The organism is Bifidobacterium sp. C0047B3, assembly GCF_056590535.1.
Genome location: NZ_JBWPWH010000001.1, coordinates 460,711 through 485,492, shown reverse-complemented (window position 1 = coordinate 485,492; position 24,782 = coordinate 460,711). Strand labels below are relative to the sequence as shown.

General features: G+C 40.6%; 16 protein-coding genes, 5 tRNA genes, 1 CRISPR repeat array and 1 riboswitch. Of the genes, 20 read left to right on the top strand and 1 reads right to left on the bottom strand.

Annotated elements, in window-relative coordinates; translation table 11 throughout:
• Positions 1-19 precede the first annotated feature (19 nt).
• The 17 genes from cas1e (at position 20) to AC1EKT_RS01720 (ending at position 18,973) form a co-directional block, all read left to right on the top strand.
• The gene (gene cas1e, locus AC1EKT_RS01800; RefSeq protein ID WP_415689760.1) at positions 20-961 is read left to right on the top strand and encodes a type I-E CRISPR-associated endonuclease Cas1e; all 942 of its coding nucleotides are present in this window, start codon (positions 20-22) and stop codon (positions 959-961) included.
• A gap of 1 nt (position 962) precedes the next feature.
• The gene (gene cas2e / locus AC1EKT_RS01795) at positions 963-2,042 is read left to right on the top strand and encodes a type I-E CRISPR-associated endoribonuclease Cas2e (protein WP_481615950.1); all 1,080 of its coding nucleotides are present in this window, start codon (positions 963-965) and stop codon (positions 2,040-2,042) included.
• A gap of 107 nt (positions 2,043-2,149) precedes the next feature.
• Positions 2,150-2,848: a CRISPR direct-repeat array (repeat unit 28 nt; unit sequence GTCTTTCCCGCATACGCGGGGGTGATCC).
• A 582-nt stretch (positions 2,849-3,430) separates the two neighbouring features.
• Entirely contained in the window at positions 3,431-3,718 is a 288-nt protein-coding gene (locus tag AC1EKT_RS01790) for a hypothetical protein (protein WP_415689764.1), read from the top strand.
• 456 nt (positions 3,719-4,174) lie between these two features.
• Positions 4,175-4,247, top strand: a tRNA-Gly gene (locus AC1EKT_RS01785).
• Between the two features lie 28 nt (positions 4,248-4,275).
• Positions 4,276-4,346 (top strand) — tRNA-Cys (locus AC1EKT_RS01780).
• A gap of 30 nt (positions 4,347-4,376) precedes the next feature.
• Positions 4,377-4,448 (top strand) — tRNA-Val (locus AC1EKT_RS01775).
• A gap of 39 nt (positions 4,449-4,487) precedes the next feature.
• Positions 4,488-4,560: transfer RNA gene (locus AC1EKT_RS01770), tRNA-Val, on the top strand.
• Positions 4,561-4,798: 238 nt separating this feature from the next.
• Positions 4,799-4,888: riboswitch (TPP riboswitch) on the top strand.
• 187 nt (positions 4,889-5,075) lie between these two features.
• Complete coding sequence (locus AC1EKT_RS01765) at positions 5,076-6,317, top strand: hydantoinase/carbamoylase family amidase (protein ID WP_004108971.1); 1,242 nt, start codon at positions 5,076-5,078, stop codon at positions 6,315-6,317.
• 332 nt (positions 6,318-6,649) lie between these two features.
• Positions 6,650-8,134 carry an allantoin permease gene (gene allW / locus AC1EKT_RS01760; protein ID WP_415682986.1) on the top strand — a complete coding sequence of 495 codons (1,485 nt, stop codon included), beginning with the start codon at positions 6,650-6,652 and terminating at the stop codon, positions 8,132-8,134.
• A 1-nt stretch (position 8,135) separates the two neighbouring features.
• Positions 8,136-9,512 carry an allantoinase AllB gene (gene allB / locus AC1EKT_RS01755; protein ID WP_415682985.1) on the top strand — a complete coding sequence of 459 codons (1,377 nt, stop codon included), beginning with the start codon at positions 8,136-8,138 and terminating at the stop codon, positions 9,510-9,512.
• A 60-nt stretch (positions 9,513-9,572) separates the two neighbouring features.
• The gene (gene thiS, locus AC1EKT_RS01750) at positions 9,573-9,770 is read left to right on the top strand and encodes a sulfur carrier protein ThiS (protein WP_004106666.1); all 198 of its coding nucleotides are present in this window, start codon (positions 9,573-9,575) and stop codon (positions 9,768-9,770) included.
• Entirely contained in the window at positions 9,771-10,394 is a 624-nt protein-coding gene (gene thiF, locus AC1EKT_RS01745; RefSeq protein WP_415682984.1) for a sulfur carrier protein ThiS adenylyltransferase ThiF, read from the top strand.
• Positions 10,384-11,151, top strand: a complete 768-nt coding sequence (locus AC1EKT_RS01740) for a thiazole synthase (RefSeq protein ID WP_116773727.1) — start codon at positions 10,384-10,386, stop codon at positions 11,149-11,151. Before thiF ends, AC1EKT_RS01740 begins: the two co-directional genes overlap by 11 nt.
• A gap of 143 nt (positions 11,152-11,294) precedes the next feature.
• Positions 11,295-11,370: transfer RNA gene (locus AC1EKT_RS01735), tRNA-Gly, on the top strand.
• A 201-nt stretch (positions 11,371-11,571) separates the two neighbouring features.
• Positions 11,572-15,015, top strand: coding sequence for a tetratricopeptide repeat protein (locus AC1EKT_RS01730; protein WP_481615949.1), 3,444 nt, complete (start codon positions 11,572-11,574; stop codon positions 15,013-15,015).
• Between the two features lie 58 nt (positions 15,016-15,073).
• Entirely contained in the window at positions 15,074-17,842 is a 2,769-nt protein-coding gene (ligA, locus tag AC1EKT_RS01725; protein WP_415689856.1) for an NAD-dependent DNA ligase LigA, read from the top strand.
• A gap of 3 nt (positions 17,843-17,845) precedes the next feature.
• Positions 17,846-18,973: an Mrp/NBP35 family ATP-binding protein gene (locus AC1EKT_RS01720; RefSeq protein ID WP_415689767.1), complete on the top strand. Its 1,128-nt coding sequence runs from the start codon at positions 17,846-17,848 to the stop codon at positions 18,971-18,973.
• A gap of 93 nt (positions 18,974-19,066) precedes the next feature.
• Here AC1EKT_RS01720 and AC1EKT_RS01715 read toward each other — a convergent pair whose 3' ends face one another.
• The gene (locus AC1EKT_RS01715) at positions 19,067-20,437 is read right to left on the bottom strand and encodes a DUF349 domain-containing protein (protein ID WP_064621586.1); all 1,371 of its coding nucleotides are present in this window, start codon (positions 20,435-20,437) and stop codon (positions 19,067-19,069) included.
• A 96-nt stretch (positions 20,438-20,533) separates the two neighbouring features.
• Here AC1EKT_RS01715 and hisS point away from each other — a divergent pair, with 96 nt between their 5' ends.
• The 3 genes from hisS to AC1EKT_RS01700 all read left to right on the top strand — a co-directional run bounded on the left by hisS (position 20,534) and on the right by AC1EKT_RS01700 (position 24,779).
• Positions 20,534-21,934 (top strand): histidine--tRNA ligase, encoded by a 1,401-nt coding sequence (gene hisS / locus AC1EKT_RS01710; RefSeq protein WP_415682996.1) that lies wholly within the window; start codon positions 20,534-20,536, stop codon positions 21,932-21,934.
• A gap of 91 nt (positions 21,935-22,025) precedes the next feature.
• Positions 22,026-23,822, top strand: coding sequence for an aspartate--tRNA ligase (gene aspS, locus AC1EKT_RS01705; RefSeq protein ID WP_415682981.1), 1,797 nt, complete (start codon positions 22,026-22,028; stop codon positions 23,820-23,822).
• A 144-nt stretch (positions 23,823-23,966) separates the two neighbouring features.
• Positions 23,967-24,779, top strand: coding sequence for an amino acid ABC transporter ATP-binding protein (locus tag AC1EKT_RS01700; RefSeq protein WP_415687235.1), 813 nt, complete (start codon positions 23,967-23,969; stop codon positions 24,777-24,779).
• Positions 24,780-24,782 lie beyond the last annotated feature (3 nt).

The window sequence follows — 24,782 nt, the reverse complement described above, 5'->3', positions numbered from 1 at the left end:
TATTAAAGGCTGTAACAGTATGAAAAAGAAATTCGGTGCCAAAAAAGCTGAAATACAAGAGCTTCCACGTATAAGCGACAGAGTGAGTTTTATATACGTAGAGCATGCGAAAATTAATCGTCTTGATAGTGCTGTTACAGTCTTTGATGCAAATGGAACTATAAGAGTTCCTGCTGCAATGATTGGCGTTTTACTTTTAGGTCCTGGCACTGAGATTACTCATAGAGCTATGGAATTACTTGGAGATGTTGGCGCAAGCATAGTTTGGGTTGGCGAGCATGGTGTTCGCAATTACGCTCATGGTAGAGCATTGTCAAGAAGCTCAAGATTGTTGGAAAAACAAGCAAAACTTGTTACTAATAGTAGGTCAAGATTGAGCGTTGCAAGAAAAATGTATCAAATGCGTTTCCCTAATGAAGATGTATCCTCATATACTATGCAACAATTAAGAGGTCGAGAAGGAGCTCGTGTAAGAAGCATATATAGGGAGATGTCTAATAAATACAATATCCAATGGAATGGTCGCGATTATAAAGTCGATGATTTTGAAAGTGGCACTGTCGTTAATCAAGCATTGTCTGTAGGCAACGTATGTCTTTACGGTTTAGTTCATAGCGTAATATCTGCCTTAGGTTTGGCACCTGGATTAGGTTTTGTGCATACTGGACATGATCTTTCTCTGGTATACGATATTTCAGACTTATATAAAGCTGAATTAACTATTCCTGCATCTTTTGAAATTGCTTCTCAGTGTGAATCCGAGGATGATATTGAACGGTTAATGCGTTTGAAGATGCGCGATTGTTTCACAAATTGCAACATAATGTCTCGTATCGTTAATGATATACAAAATCTTCTTGAAATCCCGATTGACAACCAAATTACTGTTGATGTAATACATCTTTGGGACGATAAGGAACTTCTAGTAGCTTCTGGCGTAAATTACAGTGAGGTGAATTGATATGCCGTTAACTGTGATTACGATGACTAATTGCCCATTATCTTTAAGAGGTGATTTAACCAAGTGGATGCAAGAAATCGCTACAGGCGTTTACGTCGGCAATTTCAATAGTAGAATCCGAGAGGAATTATGGGAGCGTATAGAAAACAGTGCTGGTAATGGTACTGCAACAATGAGTTTTTCTTCCAGAAATGAAATTGGATACGATTTTAAAACTATTCATTCACATCGTGAAGTGATTTATTCAGATGGATTACCTCTGGTGCGTATTCCACCAGTTGATACATTGGAAAACGATATTAAACATGGATTTAGTAATGCAGCACATTTTCATAACGCAAAGAAATTTTCAAACATAAGGCGTAAAAATATTAATACTCCTTCTAGCACAATTAAAAATAATCTTGCTAATGAAAATATTAGTTATCTAAGTTATAATAATGCTTCTCAAACTGCAAAATTTACTACGGATAATGAAGAGATAACTTGTACCGATTACTGGAAGGATTTTATAGATAAAATAGATAAAAATTTTGTTGTAATAGATTGCGAAACTACAGGTTTAAATAGCAAAGTTGATAAAATTATTGAAATTGGAGCCGTTAAGTTCATTGATGGGAAAATTGAAGAATTCCAGAAATTAATAAATATTAATTGCTATAGCGTTAGTAATTTTAACAAAAATAATTTTATTCCTAATGAAATTATTGAGCTAACTGGTATTACATCCAACATGCTTGAATCTTATGGTGTAAGATTAGATTTAGCATTAAAAGAATTTATTGATTTTGTCGGAAAATTACCTGTACTTGGATACAACGTACAATTTGATATGTCATTTTTGAATTCTGCTTTATCTTCATTAGATGAAAGATTTGATGATTCTCTTTCAATTAATAAAATTTTTAATATTTCCCGTTTTGTAAAGAAAGAAAAGAAATTTTTAAAAAACTACCAATTAAAAACAGTATTGCACGAATACAACATCGCTGAATCCATTCCACATAGAGCTCTTATGGATGCTAGGCTAACAACGCAGCTTGTTTTAAATTTGAAAGAATTGTTAAAATTTCTTGCATAAGGCTATAATTTTAAAGGATTGTGCGCAACGATGGGTTAGTTTTGAAAAGTAAATAGTTTTTAGTATTTAGTCTTGGAGAAATAGCTATTTTATTGGGATTTTTAAGTGTCTTTCCCGCATACGCGGGGGTGATCCCGATAATGCGAGTACTCGGATACACGCCAGAAGGTCTTTCCCGCATACGCGGGGGTGATCCCAATCTGTATACGCTTGTTGCCATGCTAGAAGCGTCTTTCCCGCATACGCGGGGGTGATCCCTGCCCTGTGGTGTGCTAGGAGGCGTGAGATGCGTCTTTCCCGCATACGCGGGGGTGATCCTTCGCAATAGTACGATCCACTTCAGGATTCATCGTCTTTCCCGCATACGCGGGGGTGATCCTCAGCTGGAAGCAAATAAGCGCAATGTATCACTGTCTTTCCCGCATACGCGGGGGTGATCCCCAAACCCACGAAGAACCAACGGCGCAAGACGCGTCTTTCCCGCATACGCGGGGGTGATCCCCGTACATATAATACAAGTGTTAATAATGCTAAGTCTTTCCCGCATACGCGGGGGTGATCCTAGACAAAAGCCTAAAGACGCCACACCCGATGAGTCTTTCCCGCATACGCGGGGGTGATCCCAAACGAAGCAAAGTAGCCGCTTGTTGTCTGTGGTCTTTCCCGCATACGCGGGGGTGATCCTCAACATTCTATTTTCAAGGCGACTAATATTAAGTCTTTCCCGCATACGCGGGGGCGATCCTGTACGCGTTCAGCTTGTGGCAAAACTTACCTAGTCTTTCCCGCATACGCGGGGGTGATCCTGAGTTGTTCGGAATTCCCGAACAAGTTAAAAAGTCTTTCCCGCGTATGCGTGAGCACTTCAACCTGCTTGAGTGCAACACAAAACGCACGAAAGCACCTTGAAGCGCCGAGCTTGCTCAAAGTTGAAAGCACAGCGTGCTCTCAACGCAAGCGAGGACTGACTTCGCGCTTTAACGAAGTCAGCAACACCAAACGCAGTCTTTCCCGTATACGCGGGGGTGATCCCGCAACGCAATGCAGAAGGGGCTTAATCTCCATGTCTTTCCCGCATACGCGGGGGTGATACTACGCAGTGGTAATCCTTGAAGCGCAATAAGTAAATAAAGAGTCCCGAACAGACCAAGTGTCCGGGACTCACTATCCACTATACTGCAGGCTCATTATGAAATTAGACGCAATAGTATCTGCTATGTTCTCACTCGTTATTATCGCTGGAGTGTGGTGTCATTTTTCGCCTTGGCTCACGGTCTTTACCGCATAAGCTGATGCTATCCTGGAAGTGCGTTTATCAAAAAGAAAAAATCTTAGCGTGTTGTTACTGCATATAATGATGTGGAAGATAAGAGAGGTGTGAAAAGCTAATGGACATGATGAAACTTTGTTATGATATGGCTGAGAAGCTCCGTCCCTATGCAGAACCTACTATGGACGAACGTTTTAAAGAAGCAGCCAATAGTGCTATTCGAGCAGGCGAACCATCGATTGCAATTGATTATTATTTAGTAGAAGCATGGCTACACAAGAGCGCACCTAAAGAGCTGCTAATAGAAGCCTATAACCTGCTAGATCCTTATGAATGTGGTGATGATTATGACGATATAGCAGACGATTTAGGAGTCCCACGTAAAGTCCATTCCCCAGATGAATAAATAAATTTTGGTCTATAACCCTAGAACCTATAACCCTAGAAAATATACTTAAAATGAAGATTGCGAAGCTGGGAATATTAAGCCAAGTTCTAAACACCGTTAAAAACTCAGTCAACGAACTGAAAAAGTAACGGTAATCAGCAAAAAACTGTTAAAAACTCAGTCAACAAACTGAGAAAGTAACACTCACAGCCCAAACATCGTTAAAAACTCAGCTAGCCAACTGAGAAAGTAACACTTGCGCTCGCAAATGCTCCAATACCATACGCATAACAAACCTCCAACCAACACTCACAAACGAACACACCGAAAGACACACCTACAAACACACCAAAAAACACACCAACAGAAACACCAAACGACACGCCAAAATAGGCGAGGGCTTGCATTTGTAAATATTTCGGGTATAGTAGTTACTCGTGCTTCGGCGCTGACGTTGTTCAGTAAAGTTGCATTGCGGACATAGCTTAGTTGGTAAAGCGCAACCTTGCCAAGGTTGAGACCGCGGGTTCGAGTCCCGTTGTCCGCTCTAGGTCCGATGAGTTATTCGACCTTACGGTGGGTTAGCCAAGCGGTTAGGCAGCGGCCTGCAAAGCCGTATAGATGAGTTCGACTCTCGTACCCACCTCGATTAAGCTTCAAGCTTAATTAACAACCTGGGCGGTTGGCGCAGTGGTAGCGCACTTCCCTGACACGGAAGGGGTCACAAGTTCGAACCTTGTATCGCCCACTCGAAAGGATTGCCTTTCACGCATAATTAAAAAATTTTGGGTGATTGGCGCAGCGGCTAGCGCACTTCCTTCACACGGAAGGGGTCATAGGTTCGATTCCTATATCACCCACAATATGTTCGCAGTGTAGAAGCACTGCGTTTTTTGTTATTTGGCTATTTTTTATTTCCTAACTTTCATATGAAAATTTTTTGCAGCCGAACATACATGCAACCACAAATGGAAGCAATATCTCATAGCAACCAATCAACCAGCAAAGCAAGCAACCAATCATTTCTTCACAGAAACACACATGCGAATGTTCATTTTGAGTTCATTTAATATCGTGCTATACTCATCCGAGTACAAGTGAAAATTGCAGGGGTACTGGAAACAGTTGAGAAACACCCTTTGAACCTGTTTTGTTAAGACATACGTAGGGAGCAATTACAGTAAGTGATTTCTTTCTATCACGATTTTCGTGATATCTTGCGTTGCCACAAAGTAGTAGCAATTACACGAGTATCAACTAAACAATTAAAAAAAAACTAAACAACAAAAACCAAAACAAAAACAAAAACCAAAAAAAATATCCGCCTGAATGTCACTTTTGGGAAAACTTGCACAAGTGAGGAGGAATACTGCACATGATTAATAGCAGCATAAGTGCTGAAACTATAGAATCAGCCATAAGCTGGCTTGCAGGATTCACAGAAAAACCAGGAGAACAAGGAGTTACTCGACCTCTTTACACAAAATCTTGGAAACAGGCTCTTTTTGCTCTTCGTCAACGATTTGAAAAACTCGGTATGACTGTGGAATTCGACCAAGTTGGAAACCTAATTGCAACTGTTGAAGGATGTGAAAAGCCAGAAAGCATAATAGCTTGTGGATCGCATATTGACACAGTTTCAAGAGGAGGTCGTTTCGACGGTCAACTTGGAATAGTTGCAGCCTATTTAGCAATTAAGAATTTACTTACTAGATATGGAAAGCCAAAGAAAAGTCTTCGCATTATCTGCTTAGCAGAAGAGGAAGGCTCACGTTTCCCATACGTATTCTGGGGTTCAAAGAATTTCTTTGGACTAGCCAAAAAAGAGGACGTAGAAAATATTTGCGACAGTGAAGGTGTTCCTTTCGAAACAGCAATGCGTGAAGCTGGGTTCAATTATCAAACAACTCAACCTAAGTTCGCAAATCTTGAAGCCTGGATTGAGCTACACATTGAGCAGGGACCAACGCTTTACAGCAATCACGAAGATTTAGGTATTATCACTAGCATTGCTGGCCAGCATCGTTGGGATATTCATCTTAAAGGCGTACAAAATCACGCTGGCACAACAATGATGTCCTACAGGCACGATGCAGTAGATTGCATGTCTCATATAATCGCCAAGAATCTTGACAAAGCTAAGCAAGCAGGCGACCCACTGGTACTTACTTTCGGTAGAATCAGCGTAGTTCCAAATCAAGTAAATATTGTTCCTGGAGAAGTTACTTTTTCAATGAACTGCCGTCATACAGATAAAGCTTTTCTTGATAAATTCTTGCAGGAACTCGACGAAGATATTCACGAAACTGCCAAGTCTTATGGCATTACAGCGCAGATTGATAAGTGGATGTCTGATGATCCTACACCACTTAGCGACGATATTATTAATCTTTTGAAAGATCAAGCTAATAAGCAAGGTTATGCGTACAGAGTCATGCATTCAGGCGCTGGTCAAGATACGCAAATTTTTGCTCCGTTTGTAAAATCCGGAATGATTTTCGTTCCTTCAAAAGATGGTATTAGTCACGCTCCAGAAGAGTACACAGATCCACAAGACGCTGTTCACGGAGTAAAGCTTTTACGAGATGCTCTGCATAGTTTGGCTTATGAGGACTAACTAAAATCAACTAAAAAATAACGAAAACCAAACGAAAACCAAAAAGAAATAGAAATTTAGGAAGGACACAAAAGGCATATACGATGCCAACTTCACTGCTTAATTAATCGCAGCGAAGAAAAGTGAATATCGAATGAGAGTACAACGCTTATTCACGAATAAGAGGCTGATACGAAGGGGCGCACCACCACGGGTACGATATCCTTTCGTATCTTTTTTTATTTTTGAGCAAAGTTGCGATTATTACTTTCAAAAAACACAAAACTCAAAACACAAAACTCAAAACACAAAAAAGAATCAAATTTACAAACAAGAAAAGTAAGGAGGTGCGCATGCAAATTAGTAAACTGCTAAAAGATGAGCCAGTAGATAGTAAAAACTTGGAATGTTACCGCGAGCGCGGCTACACTAACGAAGATTTACTGCCAAAGCCGCAAGAAAAACGCACAATGAGCGCTCTTAATTTTTGCACTTTGTGGATGCAGTCTGTACACAATATTCCTAATTATGCTGCAGTTGGCGCGTTCCTTTTGATGGGATACTCTCCAATTTACGTAATGATTGGTATCATGCTTGGCGCAATTCTTACAGCAATTGTCATGGTTGCTAACGGTGTTGTAGGATCCAAATACGGCATACCGTTTTCTATGCATTTGCGCGCAACATACGGAAAAGCAGGCGCTCAACTACCAGGATTCCTTAGGGGAGTAGTTGCTGCAATATGCTGGTATGGCATTCAAACATATATAGGTGCGAAAGCTTTAGAGATTCTAGTTGGCAAAATTTGCCCTGAGTTTCTTACGTTTGGAAGCAAAATACCATTTGTAGGCTCGCACATACCTATTATTATCTCCTTCGCAATATTTTGGTTGCTTAATTTGGCAATTGGCTTAGGTGGAGGAAAGACTCTTAATAAGCTAACTGTGGTATTAAGCCCGCTTATTTACGTTGTTTTTGGCTGCATGAGCGTATGGGCTATTAGCTGTGCTGGTGGTTTATCTGCAATCATGCAATATCATGCTACTGTTCAAGCTCCAACTAATTACGGTCTTGGGCTTTTCATGATGATGGTTGTAAATTCTGTGCTGGGCGTTTGGGCTGCTCCTGCAGTTTCTATTGCTGACTTTACACAAAACGCAAAGTCAACTATGGCTCAACTAAAAGGTCAAATTGCTAGCTTCTTGCTAAGCTACGCGCTTTTTGCTTTTACAAGCGTAGTTATTTTAGTAGGCGGATCGCTTTTTTACCATGAAACCATTACAGATGTTCTTGTTATCATAAACAAGTGGGATAGTATTCCTGCAATTGCAATAGCTACTGGGTTGCTTCTACTTACTACAGTTTGTACAAATGCCACTGGCAATATTGTTCCTGCAGCATACCAGCTAACTGCTTTAGCTCCGCGATTTGTAAATTATAAGCGTGGCGTAGTTATTGCAGCTCTTGTAAGCACTGTGTTAATGCCGTGGAAGTTTATGGCTAATATTACAGGCTTTTTGAATCTTATTGGTATGCTTTTAGGCCCTATTGCAGGTGTTCTACTTGCTGACTATTACGTAGTAAAGCGCACGCATATTGATCTTGATCAAATTTATTACGATACAAATAGCTCGTCAAAATCTGCTTATTCTGGAACTAACTGGATATCTTATACTTCTACGATACTTGGGCTTTTATTTGCTCTTTCCGGGCAGATAATTCCTCTACTTTCACCGCTTACTCAAATCTCATGGATTGTGGGATGCGCTGTAGGTTTCGTGTGTCAAATATTACTATCAAAAGTTTTTCAGCCAACAATGGCTAAAGAAAGGAAATAATATGAACTACGATGTAGTAATCACAAATGGTTTGGTTGTATTCGATAATGAAGCAACTAAAGCCGATATAGCAATTAAAGACGGCAAGTTTGCCGCTTTTGGAAGCAACTTTGCAGCAGAAAAAACTATTGACGCAACTGATTTAATAGTTGTTCCTGGAAAAGTTGATTCTCATGTTCATATTAACGCTCCAGGCGGCGGCGTTCGCGACGATTGGGAAGGTTTTGTAACCGCAACTTCTGCCGGCGCAAAAGGCGGTATTACTACAATGCTGCAGATGCCTTGCAATCAAATTCCTGCTACTACTGATGGAAAATCATTTGAAGCAGTTTTAAAAGAGGCTGAAGGAAAACTAAAAGTTGACGTTGGTCAAACTGGTGGTTTGGAGCCACAAAATCTAAACGGTGGAATATGCGAGCAAGATAAGCAAGGTGTTGTTAATTACAAGGCATTCCTTGGAACTACAGGCGACAAGGATTTGCAGGTTGATTTATACAATTGCGACGATTACTCCTTGTACACAGGTATGCAGCAGATTGCTAAAACAGGCAAAATTTTGATTATGCATTGCGAAAACGCTCCTATTACAGATCAGCTTGGAAAGAAAGCTCATCAAATGGGAGCTAGAAAACTTTCTGAGTTCGTAGCAACCAGACCTGTTTTCACTGAAGTTGAAGCTATTGAGCGCGCTTGCCTTTTTGCTAAAGAAACTGGATGCAGAATTCATATTGTTCATGTTTCTTCACCAGAAGGTGCTCAAGCTGTTGCTGACGCTCGTAAAAATGGCGTAGACGTAAGCTGCGAAACTTGCAACCATTACCTGTATTTCGACACTTCTGAGCTTGACGAGATTGGAAATATCGCTAAGTGCACTCCGCCAATTCGTGACAAGGAAAACCAGAATGGCTTGTGGGAAAAGGTTTTTGACGGTTCTATTAACTTCATTGTTTCCGACCATTCGCCAGCTCCTTTGAGTTTGAAGCAAACTGATGATGCTTTCACAGCTTGGGGTGGTATTGGTAGCGTTCAAAACGATGTTGATGTGTTCTTTGATGAAGCTGTGCAAAAGCGCGGAATGTCATTAACTCAATTTGTGGCATTGAATTCTAGCAATTCTGCAAAACGCTTCGATTTGAAAGGAAAAGGCAGCATACGTTTGGGTTATGACGCAGATCTTGCATTCATTAAACCAAATGCTCCTTATGTTCTTAAAGCTGAGGATCTTGAGTATCGCAACAAGTTCAGCCCGTACGTTGGTCGCACTATTGGCTGCCAGGTGGTAAGAACTTTGCTTCGCGGCGAAGAAATTTACAGCAAAGAAAACGGCGTTTGCGAAGACTTTAAGGGCAAGTTTATTCTTCATCCAGCTAAGGCTTAGGTAGAATATTAAACGTAATATTCAAAAACTTAAAGCATATTCTACAGAAAGGAGGTAAGTGTGCTGAAACTTAATCACGATACTGTGGATTATGTTGAGAACGAGAATTTACTTGAACTACTTAAGCGCGAAGGCTACGACAGTACTTTTGTTGCAATAGAAGTTGATGGTGAATTAGTAAAACGCAAAGATTTTGAAACTTTCATAGTTAAAGATAACGCAAAAATTGAAGTATTTAGCATTATGGGAGGAGGATGAATGGAAAGTGAAGATATTCGCGCAAAAGTTCTTAAGCGTCAGCTAAAGGAAGATAATGATTTGTTTGCTCAACAATCAGTTTCAATACTTGGCTGCGGCGGTTTAGGATCAAATATTGCGTTGATGCTTGCGCGAGCCGGCGTAAAAAAGTTGTACATTTACGATTTTGACAGTATCGAGTATTCGAATTTAAACCGTCAAAATTATACGATTAACGAAATTGGACAACACAAAGTACATGCTACTAAAGCGCGACTTAATGAAACTTTGCCGTACGTTGAAGTAGAAGCTTTTGTGCAAAAAGTTACGCCGGAATCGTTAGATGAGATTGCTGATCGCTCCGACTTATTTATTGAAGCATTCGACAATCGCGAATCGAAAGCAATGGTTCTTGACTATTTCATGAATCATCCTAACAAATATGTTATTACTGCTTCTGGCTTATCTGGACTAGGAGATATTAGGAACGTAAAAATTAAGCATCTTTCAAACGTGTGCTTAGTAGGTGATTTTAAGTCTTCTCCTGAAGAAGGCTTGTATTTGCCTTATGTTTCGATTATCGCGAGTTTAGAAGCGTTAGAAGCGTTGAAATGGATAAAAAATGGAGGAAATTATGGAGAATGAAGATTATTTAGAATTGGGCGGTAAGAAGTTTACTTCTCGATACATTTTGGGTTCTGGAAAGTATTCTGAGGAACTTATTGATGCCGCAGTAAACAGTGCTAAAGCTGAAATGATTACTGTAGCAATTCGCTATAGCGAGAAAGCTGCAGGAATTTTAAAGCATATTCCAGAAGGCGTTACCATTTTGCCTAATACTAGCGGATGCGTAACTGTAGAGGAAGCAGTTAACACTGCTCATATTGCTCGCGAAATGGGTTGCGGAAACTTCATCAAGCTTGAGATTATTCCTGATCGCAAGTATTTGTTGCCAAACAATGAAGCTACTTTGCAAGCAACAAAGATTTTGGCTGACGAAGGTTTTACTGTTCTTCCTTACATGTATCCTGACCTTTATTTTGCTAAGGCAATGCGCGACGCTGGTGCTGCAGCAATTATGCCTCTCGGCTCTTTGATTGGCTCTAACAAGGGTCTTGAAACTAAGAAGTTCATTCAACTTATTATCGACGAAATCGATCTTCCTGTTATTGTCGATGCCGGCATTGGCGTTCCAAGCCAGGCTGCTGAAGCAATGGAAATGGGTGCTGCAGCTGTAATGGCAAATACTGGCGTTGCTACTGCAAACGATATCGTACTTATGGCTAAAGCTTTCAAGCTTGGTATTGAGGCAGGCCGCGCAGCTTATCTTGCTGGCCCTGGTCGAGTGCTTGAAAAGGGTGCAACACCATCTTCTCCAAAGCGCGATGACGAAAACAAGTAAGCAAACAAATAAAATAAGTTTTCAACTTAAAACACTAAAAATCTGAAACAAGTAAGCCTTACAAGTGCATCCAGTACTTGTAAGGCTTGCGACATACCTAATTTGCACTTTTTATGAAAATGATATAAGGTATTCACTTGTTTGCGGACATAGCTTAGTTGGTAAAGCGCAACCTTGCCAAGGTTGAGACCGCGGGTTCGAGTCCCGTTGTCCGCTCCATTTTTTCTCAATATTCGAAATCGTCCTATTCTCTTATTAGCAATCTATTGATGAAATAATTTCGATAAATAATGTCGCGCATTTTATAACATGCATAATTTCTTATATACTAAAATAATGTGATTAAACGCCACATTATGTGCGCTAAAAATATAAAACAAAAACTCACATGCCACAAAGCAAAGTGAAAGAATGGGGATTATGACTAACAACATGCAAACTACTGAAAATTCAGAATCTCAGGAAGATAGTATGTTGCAACTACAAGAATCTCTTAACTCGTTGTGGTCAGAAGGCAATCCAATAGATATTTCGTCGCGCGCTAAAAAGTGCGTTATTAAAGATTTTCCACAAACAAATATCAACAATCAATTAGGCTGGGTTCAACTTAACAAGAAAAAAGAATACACGTCAATTGGATTATTTAAAGAAGACGGAAGAAAATTCCTTCAACTAGCAGTAGCAGATTCAGAAGGGCGAATATTTCTCGGCAGCAACCTTAGCTACGAAGATATTCAAGACATGAGGCCGCAACTTTCATTTGTAGAAAAAAATAATTCTTCACTGAAAGATTTACACCGTTTTTATGGAAAACAATATAAAAAAACAAAAATTACTCTAAAATGTGCATTTTCGGAAGCGTTTGACGAAACATACACCAAGCATACAGACTATGAGATGGATAATATCGTAGAATCCTATTTAAATGGCGACGCAACCGTAAAAGATTTTCTCGCTTCTTTAGAAAGCAGTAAGTCTAAAAGCGCGTTAAAATCAGAACAACGCTCTAAAACTTTTGCCGGGAAAATAAACTACTTTTCTAAAACTTTTTCAAAAATTAGAAAAGAAAACGTATTTTGCGTATCAAACGGAGACTTAGTTTTACAACTTTCAGAAGATGACGGTTTAATTAAAATCGGATCATGGATGTCACACGGGTTCGGAACTAAAAAAACTTATACTCTCGAAGAGTTACGAACTAAACTTCCAGAAAACTTACGATGCAATCTTACGTACACAAATGCAATAGCAATAGCATTCTTTGCAGCATTATTCATTCCAGACATGCACAAGTCTTTAACTGGATTTGGCTACAGCAATGTACTTCGCAGACTAGAACACGAAGCACCTTTAGGAGCAATACGAAGAAGTGTAGAAGACATAAAAATAGCGAAAAAAGAGAATTTAAGAGTTTCAGGTTTAGAAGAATATTTCGAAAAATTAATGCGCTCAACTGGAGCTTTAGAAACAGAGCGCAGCCTGGAAGCAGTGCATGGTGCGGAACGCCTACACATGCAAAAATCTCAGCAAACAGAAGCAAACTACTTACTTTGGGATGATGCTTTGGAACCAAATGCTGCACTCAAAGTACTTAAAATAGAAGGCGCTATTAACCGTTTATATTCAATTTATGATTGTCTGCAAATTAACTCCATTATTGGAGGAAAAACTTGCGAAAATACTATAAAAGAAGAGCAGGCATCACAAATCGACATGGCAATGATTAAAGATGTTGCTTTTGCAGCAAGCGGTTCAATAGGTATGCAATTTTTTGGCAATCCTTTGATGGACGACAAAATAAGACCTATTTTGCACATGTGGAGAAGAGCAAAGCAGGTAAAAAATAACGATAAGTATTTCAATAAGATAGATAACGACAGTGAATGGTCCTATAGGCAGCGTCTTTCTAATCTTATTAGAAGCGTATACTTGCCGTTCCGTTTTGACGCGGAATTTAGATCTAATTTAGAAGATGGTAACGTGGCAATAAACCTTACTACAGCTGGAGCTGCACTTATGCCATCTGTAGCTTACGTTAATGAGGATAAATCTTGGAAAAATCTGAACGACGACGATAAAGAAAAACTAGCTACAAACTACAATCTTCAAGTTGGAATGATAATGTCTACTCTAGCTTTTGGAGCAAGCGGTAAAGTAAAAAATGTTTCTATACGCTTAGATTCAATAGGCTTAGAAGAGATGGTTACAGCACAAAACAATGCTATGAACAATCTTGTAAATCGTACTCTTAATGCGCTTAACGTTATGAATAGTGACGCTGCAAATAATGATTCATCCAAGTCAAAAGGAGATCCAAAAGACGGTGACGTTCATGGAGACCCGTCTAAATTGCAAGAAATGCAGCAGACTAATATTAGTAACGCAAACAAGACAAACAATAATGTCATATCAATACATGCGAGCGCAAGCAGCCAAGAATTAAACTCAGAAACAGGCACAAACGCAGATTCTAACGAAAATCAACTGTCCGAAAACAGCATGGATAAGTCTAAAGAAGAAAATTCATTTGCAGCTTTTACTACAGCACCATCCATACGAGCTCTAACTACAGTTACGTTTAGCAGAGACAGATTTATAAAACTTATTCACCAAAACGGATTAAATAATCCTATAAAAACATACGAAAAATTTAATGCCAAATTAAACATTGATTCTCATGGAAAATTAAATACCATCGAACCAGATTTTGATGTTCACAGTAGCCGCTTTTCTCCTCATGGATCACAAGAAGAACCTGAATTTTCTGACAAAATTTTTACAGCAGATCAGGAAAGCATACTGGGAACACAATACGCACAAGGGCTTTCTATACAACGCGAAGATCTTCTGCAACAAGCTGTTGCCGACTTCCATCATATTGCTTCAGAACTTATGCCAACAACTGCACAAAAAGCTCACGAAGCTATGAGTATTATTGAAAGCATTGACGATCCTGAACTTAACGCTCAAGCAGATTCAATAACGCGAGCGCTAATTGACGAAACAGATTTACCTAATCTTTCATTTACTGCAGCAAAACGTATAAGAGATATTCGTACAAAAGCTCACGAACAGTTTATGAATGGGGACCTTAGCGAAGCTTTAAAAGAGTACGAAAATTCTGTAGCACAATTCGATACTATGTTTACTAGCAGCGAAGCTGTACCAAGATACTTTAATTCCTACGCTGAGAGAGTAATTTATAATCATCTATTTGCAACTAAAGAAGAACGAACAAGACTTATTCCTGACGGTCTTTTCTACGCGCATATGGAACTTGCTGATTTACTTTCGCAATTAAACCAACATGACGAAGCTTTACGCCATTTAAATATTATGGTTTCGTACGCTCCTACTTACGCTCTTTCTCATTTAAGATTAGCTGATATACTTGCGCAAAAAGAGGATTGGCCATCTGTTATTGCAGCTTGCATTAACGCTTTGAATGTGTCTCTCGATAGGGATGACGCTGCTTTTGCTTACTATAAGCTCGCTTATGCAGAATGGATGCAGAATAATTTCCTCATTGCTGCATCTTCGTATAGAATGGCACAATACTTAGCTCCAGGAAAGATTGAGCCGCTAGAAATGGAACTTGATGAGCTTCTTTCTAGAATGAGATCGCAGTGCAAGCTAATACCGAGCAATATACATGAAGCACAGATGGCTCTTCTTTCTGAAGACATACCAGCTTGGCCTGATATTGAAGCAGAAGAGATTATTGATAAAGCAGCAAAATTAACTGTGAACGATGGAATGTTTGTAATTGCAAGAACTTTATGTGTTGCAAATATTCGAATGACTTCTAACGAAGATCTAAGTAGCACAGTACAAACACAGTTCTTACGTTCATTAAATGCGTAAATGGTAAGTGACATAATCTATATAAAGCAACAGCTGATTTGAAGGGGGTTTCATGAGTATGACTCACGATGATATCGAGTCAAAAAATGCGCAATGGACTCTTTTTGACGATTTTGACGAGCAAAATGAGACTCATGAAAATACGCAAAAAACAGATACATGGATTGCTCAACTTCAGCCAACAGACACTGATGCGTTGGCTCTTGGAAATTTGCAACCAGCGACGCTTACTATAGAGCAAGCTGCGAAACTTTGGGCGAAATTGGCAGCTTGGGCACAATCTGATCAAATTGCTTATTATGTAGAAGATTCTCCGACTAGTTCAGACGCAGCATACGATGCAAGAATGCGAGCGCTAAGCGCTTTAGAAGCTGCTTTCCCAACTTTAGATACTCCTCAATCTCCAACACATCGCGTAGGTGGAACTTTTTCTAACGATTTTACTTCTGTAAAGCATCCGTCTCGAATGATGAGTTTGGATGACGTATTTTCAATTGAAGAATTACATGATTGGTATAACAGCGTAATTCGCGATTTACAATGGGATGAGTCCAAACCTCTTCCTATGACTTGCGAAGTAAAAATTGATGGTCTTGCTTTAAATCTTATTTATCGCAACGGTACTCTTGAACAAGGTCTTACTAGAGGCGATGGCGTAACTGGCGAGGATATTACATTAAACGTAAGAACGATTGAAGCAATACCAACACAGCTTCATTCTGATAATCCTGACGATATTCCTGAGTTCGTGGAAATTCGTGGCGAAGTTTTTATGAAATGGGAAGACTTTAGGAAATTAAATGATGAACAAGAAAATGCTGGACGAGTTGCTTTTGCAAACCCTCGTAACGCTGCAGCTGGCTCTTTGCGCCAAAAAGATCCACGAATTACAGCCACGCGTCGATTAAGCTTTTTTGCACACGGACTAGGTGAGCTTCGTTGGAAAGAAAATACAATCCATAACAATAGTGAAACAAAATTTAATCAGTCTGACGCATATAAGTTCTATCAACAGTGGGGAATACCTGTTTCTCCGTACACGAGAAAAGTCACAAATTTTTCTGAAATAGAAGAAATGATTGACTATTACGGAGAGCATAGAGCAAATATTTTGCACGCTTTAGACGGCATAGTTGTAAAAGTTGATGACAGAGCATTACAGCATCAACTAGGAGCTACTTCTAGAGCTCCACGATGGGCTATTGCATACAAGTATCCTCCTGAAGAAGTTAATACTTATTTGAAGGATATTATTGTCCAGGTTGGAAGGACCGGAAGAGTAACTCCTGTAGCTGTTCTTGAACCTGTTACTGTAGCAGGATCGACAATTTCTCGCACAACTCTTCATAACGCTTACGAAGTTGAACATAAAGGTGTGCTAATTGGCGATACTGTCGTAGTTCGTAAAGCTGGGGATGTTATTCCGGAATTAGTCGGTCCGGTACTTAAAGCTAGGGAAGGGCGAGAAAATGAACTTAGAAAGTTTGTTATGCCAGAATACTGCCCATCTTGTGGAACTAAGCTAGCTCCTGCAAAAGAGGGAGATAAAGACATTCGTTGCCCAAATGTAGAAAACTGCCCAGCTCAACTTACAGAACGAATAATTCACTTGGCTTCCAGACAAGCTTTTGATATTGAAAATTTGGGCGATAACGCTGCGCTAGCTCTCACAAATCCTGAGGATTGCAGGCCTACAACTGCAGAAGTTTACTGCCCAGATATGGATAAAATTATAATTCAGCGAGGCGCAACTCAACAACCATATATACCGTCACCAGATTTAACGCTACCTGAACCACAAACTCCAGTACTTAGAAATGAAGCTGGATTATTTAGTATTACTGCCAACGATTTACAAAATGTAATGGTTTGGAAAGAAATCCCTCTTGTTGAAGAGTGGAAAGAAGTTAGTAAAGACGGTAGCTTTAAAAAGCGTACACGCAAAATAGGTGGATCTGGTCTTTGGCATCAAGTTAGAGCATTTTGGACTCGCACAATCGAAGCAAAGTTATCTACAAATTACGAAGCAGCAGAAACTTCCGAAAAAACTACTTCATCAAACGAACAATGGGATCCTCAATATCCTAAATTCCAGGTTCCAATTGACGCTAAAGTAGTACTTTGGAAAAATAAGCGCATTACTAGAAATGCTAAAACTAGCGACAACGCTAAAGAAACAATAAATGTGCCATGGTATACAAGACCTTCTGAAACTACTCGTAGTATGCTTGAAGAAATAGCTCAAAAAGGCAAAAATGCAGCGCTGTGGCGAGTTTTGGTTGCTTTATCTATTCGTAGACTAGGTCCACCAACTGCACGTCTTATAGCGGCAAATTTTGGATCTTTAGATAATATTTCCAAAGCATCTATTGAAGAACTTACACAAATTGATGGAGTTGGTCCTGAAATTGCGCAAGCAGTATACAACTGGTTCCAACAAGCTAAAGACCCTGCTAATTGGCAATTTGAAGTATTAAAATCGTGGCAAGAAGCAGGTGTAGTAGGGAAAGTTGAAACATCATCTTTCGCTCAAACATTAGTAGGTAAAACAATAGTTGTTACAGGGTCTTTGCAAGGATTTACACGTGACAGCGCAAAAGAAGCTATAGTCTCAAGAGGCGGCAAAGCATCAGGATCAGTAAGCAAGAACACATATTGCGTTATTCTAGGCGAAAATGCAGGATCCAAGGCAACTAAAGCGCAAGAACTTGGCATTCCTATGCTTAACGAACAACAGTTTAATACTCTTTTAAAAACTGGGGACTTAGAAGAAATACTACAAATTGCAAATAATACTGTGCCAAATCTCATTGCTGAGGAATCATAACGCATGAATACAAGTGAACTCGAAAAACAAGTTTACGATTTGCTGGGTAGCGTTATTGATCCAGAATTAGGTCGCTCTGTTACCGAATTAAACATGGTAACCGGAGTGCATGTGATAAAAAAAGCTGAAACTATTGATGCAACAAAGTTTGCTTATGATGTAGAGATAAATCTTGAACTTACTGTGCCAAATTGCCCTCTTGCAGAAGTGATTACAGGACGAGTTCAAGAAGCTATATCTAAATATCCTCAAGCAATACTCATACCGCACGTTAACGCCACTGCAATGAGTAAAACTAAATTAGAAAAGTTAGTTGCAGATTTAAAAGCTGAACGCAAAGAAAATCCATTTAATAAAGCTGGCACTCGCACGAGAATTTTTGCTATAGCTTCTGGAAAAGGCGGAGTTGGAAAATCTTCTATAACTGCTAATTTAGCTGCAACTTTTGCAGCATTAGGTTACGATACTGCAGCTATCGACGCCGATATTTACGGCTTTTCTTTACCGCGAATGTTTGGAGTTAATTCTCAACCAACAAATTTAAACGGAATGCTTATGCCTGTAGTTGCTTGGGGAGTAAAGCTTATTTCTATTGGAATGTTTGCTGGAACTGATCGTGCTATTTTGTGGAGAGGACCACGATTACAACGTTCTTTAGAACAGTTTCTTTCCGATGTTTGGTGGGGCAACCCCGATGTTTTACTTCTTGATTTAGCTCCAGGCACAGGAGATATGGCATTAGCTGTAGCGCAATCCTTACCAAACGTAGAGCTTGTTGTAGTAACAACTCCACAGCCTAGCGCATCAGACGTAGCAGTTAGGTCGGGTCTTATGGCTTTGCAAATTCCTGTAAAAGTTCGCGGAGTTGTTGAGAACATGAGCTGGTTTGAAAATAACGGCGATCGCTTAGAATTGTTTGGTTCAGGAGGAGGAAAGAGAGTAAGCGAACAACTTTGTAACGCTCTTGACACTAATGTGCCTCTTTTAGCTCAGCTTCCTTTAGATCCTGCGCTTAGAGAAACTGGTGAAGCAGGGCGACCTGCTGTTCTGACCGAAGATGGAAAATTGGCAGATTCTAATTTAGCTAATACTTTTATTCATTTAGCTAAATCTTTAATAAAAAACTCTTAAAAGCAAATAAATCTTAAAATACAGCCGAAAAATAAGTATGGGGCCGCTTGATTTTTAAGCAACCCCATACTTTTAATTAGTTATAAAACTAATTTACTTAACAGCGTTAAGCCACTGCTCTTTAGTAGCCTTTTCAGCTTCCAACTTAGCTTTACGCTTATTATCGGTTTCCTTAGCAATAGCAGCGTTAAGCTCTTCGAGTTGTGCTTCCAACTGTAAAGCAAAACTGGACTTACGAGCGTTAGCTTCAGGATCAGCTTCACGCCAAGCAGCGTCTTCAACAGCCTTAATCTTTTTATCAACGTCGTTCAAGCGAGACTCAATACGACGCATATCTTCACGAGGAACGAAACCAATAGCATCCCATTCTTCCTGAATCTGAGACAAAGCCTTACGAGCCTTCTTAGCAGCCTCTTCATTTTCTACTGGCAACAAAGCCTCTGCTTTTACAAGCAAAGCTTCCTTCTTAGCAAGATTTTCGTGTTCTCCAGCATTAACCTTTTCACGGTCATTTTGACGAGCATGATAGAAAGCATCAGCAGCTTCGCGGAACTTAGCCCACAAAGCATCATCGTGCTGGCGACCAGCATTGCCAGCTTTCTTCCAACGATCCATTAAAGCATTGAACTTCATAGAAGTTTCACGCCAATCTTTTGAATCTTTTAAGCTTTCAGCTTCTGCAATAATAGCTTCCTTAAGCTGCTTAGCAGTATTACGCACATGCTCACGTTCTTTAACCCAAGAATTGCGAGCCTGAGAGAACGCAGAACGAGCCTTTGAAAAACGCTGCCACAAAGCATCGGCATCAGACTTATTCAAGTGAATAGTAGTACGCTGGTGCTCCTGCCATTCGTCAAATAAAGCACGTAGCTTATCGTTTAATTCACGCCAGTTAGTAGATTCATTCATTTGCGCTACTAACGATTCTGCACGTTCTACAATATTTGTACGTTCTTTCAAAGCTTTTTCTAGAGCTTCTTTTCGAGCTTTAGAGATTGCTTCCTTCTTTTCATTACCTTTTGCAGCTAATTCGGCGTGTCGCGCACGTAAAGCAGCAATATCGCCTACGGCAGCAGGATTTTCCAATTCAGCTTTCAAAGTATTAAGCGTTTCGTCAATTTCTTTTGCTTTTACATTGGAAGCTTCTAAGCGCTTAGCAAAAAGATCAAGCTTAATCTTCAAATCAAGATAACGATGAATATAGAAAGTCAACGCTTCTTCAGGAGTACCAGTGGAGTATTGACCAACCTCACGCTCAGCACCGTTTTCAGTAACGTAAACAGTGCCATTTTCATCAACTCGGCCAAAGGTTTTTGCGGCTTTAATATCCTCTTCACTATAAGAAATGGTTGGTGCTTGAGCAACAACACGAGTCTTATGCGCGAAGCTTGCTGGAGATGGAGCAACTGGCTTTGGCGCGGTAGTAGTTTTAGTAGTTTCTTCAGGTTTAGTCTGTTCGGTCACGGGACGACTCCTTACAGCAGATGCACGGTAACATTGTTACGAATAAGTATGACGGTAAGCCATGATTTTTCCGCAACACCACCTATTATAGTGGACATGGTACAAGGCTCATCAATATCGGGTTTCCCTGAATGGCTTCCTAGTGAACGCGCTGTTGAACAGCAAGTAATTGATACACTAAGAGAAGTGTTTGAACTCAACGGTTTTATTGGAATTGAAACGCGTGCAGTAGAACAGGGTTCAAGCTTATTAAAAAAAGGCGAAACCAGTAAAGAAATTTATTTATTATCGCGTTTACAAGAAGTCGGTCACGAATCCGACACTCCTGTAGAAGAACGCATTGGTTTACATTTCGATTTAACAGTTCCACTCAGCCGTTACGTAGTTGAGCATACTGGTGATTTGACGTTCCCATTTAAACGCTGGCAAATGCAAAAAGTTTGGCGAGGGGAGCGTCCACAAGAAGGTCGTTTCCGTGAGTTTGTACAAGCTGATATCGATGTCGTAGGAAATGGCGAATTACCTTCACACTACGAAGTTGAACTTCCACTTGTTATGGTTGAAGCTCTTGAGCGTTTACGTAAGTTCGGTCTTCCTAAGGCAACTGTTCATGCTAACAATCGAAAGCTTTCGGAAGGTTTTTATCGCGGTATTGGATTAAGCGATATCGAGGGAGTTCTTCGAGAAATCGATAAGCTAGACAAAATTGGCGCTGAAGAAGTATCTAAGCTTTTAGTAAAAGAATGCGGCGCTACAGCTTCTCAAGCTGATGCATGCTTAGAATTAGCTGAACTTACTGCCGAAACAGGAGATGAGTTAAAGTCTCGTTTCAACGAATTATGCGATAAGCATAGTATTTCTCGAAGCGATGATAACGAATCTTACGTTTTAGCTTCTCAAGGTGTTGAAACTCTTGCGATGATTGTAGACGAAGCAGCACGTATCCGCCCAGGCGCTGTTGTTGCTGATTTGAAGATTGCTCGTGGACTCGACTACTATACTGGTTCTGTTTACGAAACTTTCCTTGACAACGCAGAATCTCTTGGTTCAATTTGCTCTGGCGGTCGTTACGATAATTTAGTTTCACAAGGCAAGAAGAAGTATCCAGGCGTAGGACTTTCAATCGGCATGTCTCGACTGCTTTCTTATATGCTTCACACTGCAGGTGCTACTGTTTCTCGAGTTTCTCCTGCTGCAGTACTTGTTGCAGTTTGGAATGAGGAGGATCGTCCTGCATGCAATGCTATTGCTAAAACTTTACGAGATCGAGGCATTGCAGCAGATGTTTCTCCTAGCGCAGCAAAGCTTGGTAAGCAGATAAAATATGCTGACAAGCTCGGCATTCCTTATGTGTGGTTCCCTGCTGATAGCACTGAATCAGAGTCATCTCACGATGAAGTAAAAAATATTATTACTGGCGAACAGGAAACCGCGGATGCCACGTCTTGGCAACCGGATACTGTTTATGCCCGGCAGACAGTTTCTTGCGCTAAATAATGTTCTTGCAAATTTGCTTGAATATTGTGCGCAAAATCATGTCAATAGAAACAAATGAATATATCAATTAGATTGTAGAGGAAGTGGACTTATGAGCCAGACGGCGTATCGCACACATCATGCCGTTGAAGTGACTGAAGAATTAGTCGGGCAAAAAGTAACCATCGCTGGTTGGGTTGATCGTCGCCGTGATCATGGTGGAGTTGCCTTTGTCGATGTCCGTGATAACACAGGCTTAGTGCAAGTTGTTATTTACGATGAAGAAACTGCACGACCATTGCGTAGTGAATTCGTTGTACAAGTTACCGGCGAAGTTCGCTTGCGTCCAGATGGCAACGAAAACGACCATTTAGCAACCGGTAAAATTGAGATTGTTGCTCAAACTGTTACTATTCTCGCAAAGTCAGATGCTTTGCCATTCCAGGTTTCAACAGCTTTGGAAAACGAGTCCGAAAACAAGCTCCCAAGCGAAGATGTTCGTTTGAAGTATCGCTATCTTGATTTGCGTCGCCCATCTATGCAACGCAATTTGAAGCTTCGCTCTGATATGGCTAAGGCTGCTCGTCACGCTTTGGAAGATATGAACTTTACTGAAGTTGAAACACCAACTTTCATTAAGTCAACTCCTGAAGGCGCTCGCGACTTCGTTGTTCCAGCACGCTTGGTTCCAGGCTCTTGGTACGCACTTCCACAGTCTCCTCAGCTTCTAAAGCAGTTGCTCATGGTTTCTGGCGTCGAGCGTTACTATCAGCTTGCTCGCTGCTATCGCGACGAAGACTTCCGTGCAGATCGTCAGCCTGAGTTCACTCAGCTTGATATGGAAATGAGCTTTGCAAGCCAGGAAGATGTTATGGCTATGGCAGAGCGCGTTATTGCTGCTATTTGGAAGGAAGCCGGTCACGAAATTACTCTTCCTTTGCCTCGTATTACTTGGCAGGAAGCAATGGATAAGTATGGTTCCGATAAGCCAGATTTGCGTTTTGGAAACCCACTTGTTGAATTAACTGACTTCTTTAAGAACACTCCATTCCGCGTGTTCCAGGCTTCATACGTTGGCGCTGTGCTCTTTAAGGGCGGCGCGCAAACTCCTCGTCGTCAATTTGACGCTTGGCAGGATTGGGCTAAGCAGCGTGGAGCTAAGGGATTGGCTTACGTTGTATTTGGTGAAGATGGCGAGTTAAAGGGTCCTGTTGCTAAGAATCTTAGCGAAGAAGAGCGCGCAGGTCTTAAGGAAGCTGTTGGAGCAGAAGATGGAGATGCAGTATTCTTCGCAGCAGGTTCCCGCGAGTCTTCGCAGCTTTTGCTCGGCGCTGTTCGTGTAGAGCTTGCTAGCCGCGCAGGATTGCTTCACCCAGATGAGTTTGCTTTCACTTGGGTTGTTGACTTCCCACTGTTCAAGCGCACTGATGATCCAGATGATGACGACGTTGCTGTTGGCCACTCAAAGTGGACTTCTATGCACCATCCATTCACAATGCCATCTGCTGATTGGATCGATAAGTTTGATAAAGATCCAGAGCACGCTATGAGCGATTCTTACGATATCGTGTGCAACGGTAACGAAATGGGCGGCGGATCCGTTCGTATTCACCGCGACGATATTCAAGATCGTGTGCTTAACGTTCTTGGAATCGATAAAGCTGAAGCTGACGAAAAGTTCGGCTTCTTGCTTGAAGCTTTCAAGTATGGTGCTCCACCTCACGCTGGTATTGCTTTGGGTTGGGATCGTACTGCTGCAATTTTGGCAGGCGCAAGCTCAATCCGCGACGTAATCGCATTCCCTAAGGCTGGCGGCGGTAGGGATCCTCTAACCGGCGCTCCTGCTCCAATTTCTGACGAGCAGCGTGCTGAAACTGGCGTCGATTACGATCCAGAAGAAGACGAGTAAATAAAAATACTTGTAAAAAATATTATTTATAAGCCGTTGATTGTTATTTTATGATTACAATCAACGGCTTTTTGTAACGTAAGAGTTACAAAACGTAACGATAGTGATAAATAACCGTAACACAGATTGGCTAAACTTCTTGTTATGGATAAGCAAATATCAAAGTCAAATCCAAACGCCGAGGATATGACTAATAGCACTATTTCAGTGCGAAAAGCGGCAAATCCCCTCGTAGAACTAAGCCATGTCGAAAAGCATTATGGAAAACTTCATGTGCTTAAAGATATCAATCTTACTGTTAACAAAGGCGAAGTACTAGTTATTATCGGTCCATCTGGTTCTGGTAAATCAACAATGTGTCGCACAATTAACCGTCTCGAAACTATCGATTCAGGTGACATACGTATTGATGGTGAGCCACTTCCTCAAGAAGGAAAAGAACTTGCAGCTTTGCGAGCAGAAGTTGGAATGGTATTCCAGTCCTTTAATCTTTTTGCAAACAAAACGATTCTTGAAAACGTCACTCTTGCACCAATGAAAGTTCGTCACATGGATCAGCAAAGCGCTGAAACTCTTGCCATGGAATTACTTACTAGAGTAGGCGTAGATAATCAGGCTAACAAAATGCCTTCACAACTTTCCGGCGGCCAGCAGCAGCGCGTAGCAATCGCTCGAGCTCTTGCTATGCAGCCAAAAGTTATGCTTTTTGACGAACCAACTTCCGCACTCGATCCAGAAATGGTTAACGAAGTACTGGATGTCATGGTTGAGCTTGCAAAAGAAGGCATGACAATGATTTGTGTTACGCACGAAATGGGCTTTGCTCGTAAAGCTGCTGACAGAATTGTGTTTATGGCCGATGGTCAAATCCTCGAACAGGGTACTCCAGAAGAATTCTTCGAGCATCCAAAAACTGATCGAGCAAAAGATTTCCTTTCCAAGATTCTTACGCATTAATCT